Annotated in this window: 7 protein-coding genes; 6 read left to right on the plus strand and 1 reads right to left on the minus strand. The window is 51.2% G+C overall.

Annotated features, from left to right (window positions below; translation table 11 throughout):
- Positions 1 to 6: 6 nt before the first annotated feature.
- Positions 7 to 1275 carry a c-type cytochrome gene (locus ACPUC7_RS16745; RefSeq protein ID WP_494923765.1) on the plus strand — a complete coding sequence of 423 codons (1269 nt, stop codon included), beginning with the start codon at positions 7 to 9 and terminating at the stop codon, positions 1273 to 1275.
- Between the two features lie 60 nt (positions 1276 to 1335).
- On the opposite strand, the gene ompX is transcribed toward ACPUC7_RS16745, so the two are convergent.
- Entirely contained in the window at positions 1336 to 1845 is a 510-nt protein-coding gene (ompX, locus tag ACPUC7_RS16750) for an outer membrane protein OmpX (protein WP_343551468.1), read from the minus strand.
- Between the two features lie 377 nt (positions 1846 to 2222).
- Between ompX and rhtA the strand changes: the two genes are divergently transcribed.
- The 5 genes from rhtA to glnQ all read left to right on the plus strand — a co-directional run bounded on the left by rhtA (position 2223) and on the right by glnQ (position 6462).
- Complete coding sequence (rhtA, locus tag ACPUC7_RS16755) at positions 2223 to 3131, plus strand: threonine/homoserine exporter RhtA (protein ID WP_494923750.1); 909 nt, start codon at positions 2223 to 2225, stop codon at positions 3129 to 3131.
- Positions 3132 to 3428: 297 nt separating this feature from the next.
- Positions 3429 to 3932 (plus strand): DNA starvation/stationary phase protection protein Dps, encoded by a 504-nt coding sequence (gene dps / locus ACPUC7_RS16760; protein ID WP_343551470.1) that lies wholly within the window; start codon positions 3429 to 3431, stop codon positions 3930 to 3932.
- Positions 3933 to 4254: 322 nt separating this feature from the next.
- Positions 4255 to 5001: a glutamine ABC transporter substrate-binding protein GlnH gene (glnH, locus tag ACPUC7_RS16765; RefSeq protein WP_494923766.1), complete on the plus strand. Its 747-nt coding sequence runs from the start codon at positions 4255 to 4257 to the stop codon at positions 4999 to 5001.
- A gap of 82 nt (positions 5002 to 5083) precedes the next feature.
- Positions 5084 to 5743, plus strand: a complete 660-nt coding sequence (gene glnP, locus ACPUC7_RS16770; protein ID WP_343551474.1) for a glutamine ABC transporter permease GlnP — start codon at positions 5084 to 5086, stop codon at positions 5741 to 5743.
- On the plus strand, positions 5740 to 6462 hold the full coding sequence (glnQ, locus tag ACPUC7_RS16775) for a glutamine ABC transporter ATP-binding protein GlnQ (protein WP_258144826.1): 723 nt from the start codon (positions 5740 to 5742) through the stop codon (positions 6460 to 6462). Before glnP ends, glnQ begins: the two co-directional genes overlap by 4 nt.
- Positions 6463 to 6656 lie beyond the last annotated feature (194 nt).

Here is a 6656-nt window from a genome sequence, read left to right on the forward strand (position 1 = left end):
AGTGTCATCGTGAAATTTTCCGCACTTTTTCTCGCGTTGAGCGGTGCGCTCGTGAGCCACGTGGTATTCGCCGCCAGCGATGCTTCAATCAAGCAAGGTGAATATCTGGCGAAAGCCGGGGATTGCGCCGCTTGCCACACTGCCGCGGGCGGGCAGCCTTTTGCTGGCGGGTTGAAAATGAGCACGCCGATTGGCGCTATCTATTCAACCAATATCACGCCGGATAAAACCCACGGCATTGGCGACTGGAGCTATGACGATTTTGCTAAAGCGGTTCGCGGCGGCGTAGCGAAAGATGGCAAATCGCTCTATCCGGCGATGCCCTTCCCGTCGTACGCCAAAATCAACGACAACGACATGCACGCGCTGTATGACTATTTCATGCAGGGTGTGAAGCCAGTTGCACAGGCGAATCGCGACAGCGACATTCCGTGGCCGCTGAGCATGCGCTGGCCACTGGCGATTTGGCGCTGGACCTTTGCCGATGATGCCACGTATGCGCCAGTTGCTGGTAAATCGGAGCAGTGGCAACGCGGCGCTTATCTGGTGCAGGGTTTAGGTCACTGTGGATCTTGTCATACGCCACGCGGCATTGGCTTCCAGGAAAAAGCCATAGACCAAAGCGGCAAAAGCTATCTAACCGGCGGCACGCTGGAAGGCTGGCACGCACCGGATCTCACCGCCAGCCCGACAGCCGGTTTGGGTAGTTGGTCGCAGCAGGATATCGCCACTTTCCTGAAAACCGGTGCCAATCAGCAAGGCGCAGCCTTTGGTTCGATGACCGATGTCATCGCACACAGCACGCAATATCTGACCGATGACGATCTCAACGCCATTGCGGTCTATCTGAAGTCGTTGCCTGCTGCTGATAACACGCCAGCGCCACAGACCAGTGATGCCACCGCGCAAGCGCTGTTCAAAGGCGATGTCAGCAAACCTGGTGCGCAGGTATATGTCGATAACTGCGCCGCGTGCCACCGCACCGATGGCAAAGGCTATGCCAGTACTTTCCCGGCGTTGGCACACAACCCGGCATTGCTGAGTGACGATCCCTCTTCGGTGATCAGTGTGATCCTGAAAGGCGGTCAACGCGCGATTACCCAACAAGCGCCAACCGGCTTTACCATGCCAGACTTCGCATGGCGTCTGGAAGATCAGCAAGTGGCTGATGTCGCTACCTTTATCCGTAACGGTTGGGGGAATAAAGCGGCGCCGGTGACTGCCGATCAGGTGAAGAAGATTCGCGCTACCTTGCCTGAACCCGCCAAACCGTAAGCATAAAAAAACGGCCCTGCAAGGGGCCGTTTCTGGTGCAACTCTGGTCTAAGCAAAAACTTAGAAGCTGTAACCTACGCCAGCAATCCAGGTGCCCACATCGACGCTGCGGATGCGGCTCTTCTCGTAGCCCACGTCCAGAGCGACGTTTTCGATTGGGTTGAACTGCATACCCGCACCGTAAGAGAAGCCGTAGTCGCTGGTGTCAGACTTCTGACGGTCAGCGCCGTTATCCTGGAATTTACCGTAGCCCACGCCTACAACACCGTAGATGCTTGCCCAGTCGTTCAGACGGTAAGCAGGACCACCGGTGATGCCGTAGTAAGAACCTTTTTCATACACGCCCGCGTCAGTGCGGTCTTTTTCGGTGTAGGTGAATGAACCGATCCAACCCAGTGGGTTAGAACCGTCTTCGTAACGGTATTTCAGGTTGAAGCCGTTAGCTTTGTTCTGAACGCCTTGATAATCGCTCTGAGCGTAACCACCGGTAACGGTGCTCTGCGCCATGGCTGAACCTGCGGCAACGGCCAGTACACAAGCTAAAGCTGAAAGACATGCAATTTTTTTCATAACCACCTCAAATGTGAATATACTTATCTCCTGACAACGCTGAAAATATAACAAAAAACAGCCTGAAACTCTGCCCGCATTTTGTTGTCCAATACATTGTTTGGTGTAACAGAAAGTTAATGAAGTTTCCTATGTCATTCATTTTACTTATAAAATCCGTCATATTCCTGCAACATAAATCCGCGCAATAAAAAATGCCTTTAAGTAAATTCCTAAACTAATCTGACATTTCTTTACGTAAATGGTCCTAATTGTGGTGATTTTATGACCTGTCGCACTTTTTATTTCCCGCGCACACGCCTCCTTATTTGCTGAAGATTCCTTTACACTGGGCGCTTGTTACTCTGTTGTTAATGAATAAAGGATTGGATTACAGGATGTCTGCGCCTCTCAACTCCAAAAATATGGCTCCGGTAGTGTTCCCGATTGCCGTGCTGCTGATTGCTATGCTCTCGCTGCAAGGTGGCGCTTCTCTGGCAAAATCGTTGTTTTCCACCGTTGGCGCGCCAGGTATTACCGCTTTGCGCCTTGGCCTCGGCACCATCATCCTGTGCGTGATCTTTAAACCGTGGCGTTTACGTTTTACGCGTGAACAGCGCAAGCCGCTGTTGATGTATGGATTAGCGCTCGGCTGCATGAATTACCTGTTCTATTTGGCAATTCGTACCGTGCCGCTGGGCGTAGCGGTTGGCCTGGAGTTTCTCGGCCCGCTCACGTTGGCGTTGATTGGTGCACGTCGCCCGCTGGATTTTGTTTGGGTGCTGTTGGCGGTAGCCGGATTGTGGTTCTTGTTGCCGATTGGCGAGGGTATGAGCCATATCGATCCACTTGGCGCGTTGCTCGCGGTGGGCGCAGGTGCCTGTTGGGCGGTGTATATTCTGGCCGGACAACGCGCTGGAGCCGAACACGGCCCGGCCACGGTGGCAATGGGTTCGCTGATTGCGTCAGTGATCTTTGTGCCGTTGGGACTGACCTTCGCCGCGCCGGGTATTTGGCATTGGGAAGTGCTGCCGCTGGCGCTGTTAATCGCCCTGCTCTCCAGCGCCATTCCTTATTCTTTAGAGATGATGGCGCTCACCCGTTTGCCGGCGCGCATTTTCGGCACCTTAATGAGCCTGGAACCGGCGATGGCGGCGCTGTCCGGCATACTGTTCTTGGGTGAATTGTTAACGTTGAAGCAGTGGTTGGCATTATTAGCGATTATTATCGCTTCAGCAGGATCGACGCTAACGATGAAACAAAAAAGCGCGAAAATAAGCGAAGTGGATATTAACAACCCGCAATAAATAACCGGTTATTTAGCCTGTATTAAAGCAGGCTAAATAGTTAAAAAGACTCATTATCATTTTTAGCGCTTATCACAGTATTTTTTCGTTATTATTTTGCAACACGATTAATAAATATTTAACAAATTCATTAACCCTCTGATTTTAATCAATAACACCAAAATCCATTGCGCACTTCCCTACATTCGGATTTATCTATCCCTGACATCGTCTGAATCAATCCTGCAAGTTATAAAACTGCTGCTATACTTATTTCCGTGCTTGATTAGGACAACCATCAATAAGAGGACATTCATGATGAGTACCGCAAAACTGGTTAAAACTAAATCGTCTGATCTGATTTTCACCCGAAATGACGTCGCTGACAGCGATAAGAAAGCGACCATCGAGGTGCTCAACCGTCTGGTAGTGGAATTTATTGACCTGTCGCTGATCACTAAACAGGCGCACTGGAACATGCGTGGCGCCAACTTTATTGCCGTACATGAAATGCTGGATGGTTTCCGTACCGCAATTACCGATCATCAGGACACTATCGCTGAACGTGTGGTTCAGCTAGGCGGTGTGGCGCTGGGTACCACTCAGATCGTCAACGATAAAACCCCACTGAAAAGTTATCCGCTCAATATTCACAGCGTGCAGGATCACCTGAAAGCGCTGGCCGATCGTTACGCCATTGTGGCGAATGATGTGCGTAAAGCGATTAGCGAAGTCAGCGACGAAGATACTGCTGATATCTTCACTGCCGCTTCGCGTGATCTGGATAAATTCCTGTGGTTTATCGAATCGAATATCGAATAATTTTTTAGCATCAACATCAAGGCGGGTTATCCCGCCTTTTTTACGTCTGTAACATTTTGGTGCTTTTTTTGACGTTGTTAACAATTCCTTCATCCCTTCTTTCCCTTGCCACTTCCATGATGCACACTGTGCCCGCACCACAGCAGCACATTGCACCAACATAGGGCGCTATAATGGTGCAACCTGTTCATTTTCAGCAAAATCGTGTCAGCCCGCACCTACAAGTGATTGATTTTGTCCGAATTGAAAAGTTGGCATAATTTTTTCATATGATACGCCGAACATCAGGCCACAAGGCTTGAGGGTAATAAGGAAAAAAATGATGAAGTCATTGATTAAAGTCTCCGTGGCCGCGCTGGCGCTGGCCTTCTCGCTTTCCTCCACCGCAGCAGAAAAGAAACTGATCGTCGCTACCGACACCGCATTCGTTCCCTTCGAGTTTAAGCAAGGCGATAAATACGTCGGCTTTGATATCGATCTGTGGGATGCCGTCGCTAAAGAGCTGAAGCTGGATTACACCTTCAAGCCAATGGATTTCAGCGGCATCATTCCTGCGCTGCAAACCAAAAACGTTGATCTGGCGCTGGCGGGTATCACCATCACCGAAGAACGTAAAAAAGCTATCGAGTTCTCAGACGGATACTACAAAAGCGGCCTGCTGGTGATGGTGCGCGAGAACGAAAAAGACGTTAAGAGCATCAACGATCTGAACGGCAAAGTGGTGGCAGTGAAAAGCGGCACCGGTTCGGTTGATTACGCTAAAGCGCACATCAAATCGAAAGATCTGCGTCAGTTCCCGAACATCGACAACGCGTACATGGAGTTAGGCACCAACCGTGCTGACGCCGTGCTGCACGATACCCCGAACATCCTGTACTTCATCAACACCGCCGGTAAAGGCCGCTTCAAAGCGGTAGGCGAGTCAATTGAAGCACAGCAATACGGCATCGCCTTCCCGAAAGGCAGCGATGACCTGCGTGAAAAAGTGAACGGCGCACTGAAAACCCTGCGCGATAACGGCACTTACAACACCATCTATAAAAAATGGTTCGGTACTGAACCAAAATAATTTGGCTTAAGCCACTTTTGTAGCAGGGAAACTTTTTTCCCTGCTTTTACCTTTTCCACGCAACATATTTTGGAGTTTCACCATGGAGTTTGACTGGAGCGTCATTTGGCCAGCCCTGCCGATTTTAATCGAAGGCGCCAAAATGACCCTACTGATCTCGGTCCTCGGCCTGGTCGGCGGTTTAATCATCGGTTTAGTCGCCGGTTTTGCCCGCGCTTACGGCGGCTGGATCACCAACAACATCGCACTGGTGTTCATCGAACTGATTCGCGGCACGCCAATTGTGGTGCAGGTGATGTTCATTTACTTCGCCCTGCCAATGGCCTTCCCTGACCTGCGTATCGATCCGTTCAGCGCAGCGGTGGTTACCATCATGATCAACTCCGGTGCGTACATTGCGGAAATTACCCGCGGTGCGGTGCTGTCGATCAACAAAGGCTTCCGTGAAGCAGGTTTAGCGCTGGGTTTGTCGCGCCGTGAAACCCTGCGTTACGTGATCATGCCGCTGGCCCTGCGCCGCATGCTGCCGCCATTGGGTAACCAATGGATTGTCAGCATCAAAGATACCTCGCTGTTTATCGTGATTGGCGTGGCCGAACTAACGCGCCAAGGTCAGGAGATCATCGCTGGTAACTTCCGCGCCCTGGAGATCTGGAGCGCCGTTGCCATCATCTATTTGGTTATTACGTTGGTGTTGAGCTTTGTGCTGCGCCGTATTGAGAAAAGGGTGAAAATCCTGTGATTGAATTTAAAAACGTCTCGAAGAATTTCGGCCAGACTCAGGTACTGCACGACATCAACCTGAAAATTAACCAGGGTGAAGTGGTGGTGATTATTGGGCCATCCGGTTCCGGTAAATCCACCCTGCTGCGCTGCATCAACAAGCTAGAAGAGATCACCACGGGCGATCTGATTGTCGATGGCATGAAGGTCAATGACCCGAAAGTTGATGAGCGCCTGATTCGTCAGGAAGCCGGCATGGTGTTCCAGCAATTCCATCTGTTCCCGCAGATGAGTGCGTTGGATAACGTCGCTTTTGGTCCGATCCGCGTGCGCGGTGCGAAGAAAGAAGAAGCGCATAAACTGGCGCGTGAACTGCTGGGCAAAGTCGGCCTGGCTGAGCGTGCACACCACTTCCCGTCGGAGCTTTCCGGTGGTCAGCAGCAGCGCGTGGCGATTGCCCGTGCGCTGGCAGTGAAGCCGAAAATGATGCTGTTTGATGAGCCAACCTCAGCGCTGGATCCAGAGCTGCGTCATGAAGTGCTGAAAGTGATGCAGGATTTGGCGGAAGAAGGCATGACCATGGTCATCGTTACTCACGAAGTGGGCTTCGCACAGAAAGTGGCTTCGCGTTTGATCTTCATCGACAAAGGCACCATCGCCGAAGATGGCAACCCAGACGAGTTGATCACCAACCCGCCGAGCGATCGTCTGCGCGAGTTCTTGCAGCACGTATCCTAAGCACTGATTTCATGGGGTCACCATAAATGGCGACCCTACGAATGCTCGGTGCGTTTTTGTAGGGTCGCCATTTAGGTACGACCGGGCACATAGGTAACAGATCAGACCGGGCACATAGGTGACACATTTGTGCTCAGTCGATTCGGATAATACGTCTTTCTGCCCGGTCATAATATGCCAGTATCAGCCTGTTG

It is taken from the genome of Pantoea sp. CFCC18179, assembly GCF_059412405.1.

Bases quoted from the DNA above. Each gene is read 5' to 3' on its own strand.
- rhtA (WP_494923750.1), top strand. From the start codon at position 2,223: ATGTCTGCGCCTCTCAACTCCAAAAATATGGCTCCGGTAGTGTTCCCG.
- glnH (WP_494923766.1), top strand. From the start codon at position 4,255: ATGAAGTCATTGATTAAAGTCTCCGTGGCCGCGCTGGCGCTGGCCTTC.
- ompX (WP_343551468.1), bottom strand. From the start codon at position 1,845: ATGAAAAAAATTGCATGTCTTTCAGCTTTAGCTTGTGTACTGGCCGTT.
- glnP (WP_343551474.1), top strand. From the start codon at position 5,084: ATGGAGTTTGACTGGAGCGTCATTTGGCCAGCCCTGCCGATTTTAATC.
- dps (WP_343551470.1), top strand. From the start codon at position 3,429: ATGAGTACCGCAAAACTGGTTAAAACTAAATCGTCTGATCTGATTTTC.